Here is a 1,631-nt window from a genome sequence, read left to right on the forward strand (position 1 = left end):
AGAAAGCCTACTAATAAAAAGTCAATAGAAAATTGAAGAAAGTTGCAAGTATGAAAAATTGTATGACAAACAAACCGCCATGATTTGCCGGTTTGAAAGACTTGATATTGGACAACTGATTATTGCTCTTGGGATTGTGCTTCGAGTTCTCTGTAATGAGCTTTCACTTTGCCATAGTAAATACGGAGAAACTTATTAGCCCCAGCAGTCATGTAGACATAGTAATTCTTACCTTCAGAGCGTTTTCGGTCAAGGAATTGATATACCGGATCGTTAGCTGGTTTATTCTGAAGGATAGTGCTCATAAGCTGAAAAAGAGTCTTCCTGAGCCTTGATGGACCACATTTTGAAGCAGCATTACTTTTACGCTTACGCTGCCCAGACTCATCAACACCTGGATCCACACCAGCATATGCAGTTATAGCTTCACGATGTGTAAAACGGGAGATATCTCCTAACTCTGCTATTAACTGAGGCCCATATGTTTTACCTACGCCATACATGCTCATTACGGTCTCGTATTCAGGCAAGGTAGATGCAAGATCATCCATCTCCTTACGCAGTTTTTCAAGATGTTCAGATGCAAGATTAAGCTGTAGTATGCTCTGCTGGATTATCATCTTGTAGGTTTTGTCTTTTGGAAATACAGCTACAAGTTCCTGTGATAATTCAAAAAGCTCCTGAGCCTTTCCAGTACGGAAGTTGTATTTGTGCTTTTTACAAAAACTTTTATACCGCTCTGTGAATGCTTTAAGACCTATTTTACGGACACAGTCTACATGCCAAAAAGAGTATGCAAAGTCCACCCACTTCTCACTACCGTCTTCTCTGGCAGGACTCTTAAAGAGCTTATTAACACCAGGATATGTATTGTCGAGAAGAGAAATTAGGTTGGCTTTTGCAGCCACTTTCTGTTTCATAAAGAAATCGAATTGTGCATTTAGTGTTTTTAACTGTTCTCGTGTAGTATCCATGCTTGAATACTGTCGCAGTTCTGCCCAGTTGTCAAGAGCATAACGTGCTATCTTGCGAGAATCAGCAGGGTCAGATTTAACATGGCGGAGAGTATTGTCATTTTGGCCTTTGATCAGTTTAGGATTGACTGCTGATATAAAAATATTTGCTTCAGAAAAAACTTTAAGAACAGGTTCATGATAACGACCTGTACATTCGACTACAGCCTTTGTTTCACCTTCAAGGGACTGTATATAAGAGATAAGGTCATTCAGCCCACTTGCTGTGTGTATTACGTCATAAGGACGTTTAACAACAACACCTGCGGGTCTGATGATGGAAACGGTGCTCTTTCCTTTAGAAGCATCAATTCCAACTGCATTGTACATCATAAATAAGGTTCCTCCCCAACATTGAATTTGCATGGTGTCCAGCATTCCCCATTGCTTATTCTATCTCCTGTGGTATTAACCGGACGTGTACAAGACAGTCCTACCTACATAAAACGAACAGCTGCAAATGATAAGCTGGCTGACGGGCTTTCTAACGGACGCTAAGTGGTCCTAGGAGAACAAGGTCAGACCAATGCCTTATCATTGTACAGCTTAAGCAACAAGAGGGCTAAGGCCTAGCTGGCTGTTAGGTAACTTAACCCCACAACTATATATTAGGAGGAG

Annotated in this window: 1 protein-coding gene; it reads right to left on the reverse strand. The window is 40.9% G+C overall.

The annotated features are described in order from the left end of the window. Window positions 1-119 precede the first annotated feature (119 nt). Window positions 120-1,343 (reverse strand): IS110 family RNA-guided transposase, encoded by a 1,224-nt coding sequence (locus tag BLR42_RS22260; protein WP_091873940.1) that lies wholly within the window; start codon window positions 1,341-1,343, stop codon window positions 120-122. Window positions 1,344-1,631: the final 288 nt, after the last annotated feature.

Source organism: Butyrivibrio sp. INlla16 (genome assembly GCF_900104155.1).
GTDB lineage: Bacteria > Bacillota > Clostridia > Lachnospirales > Lachnospiraceae > Butyrivibrio.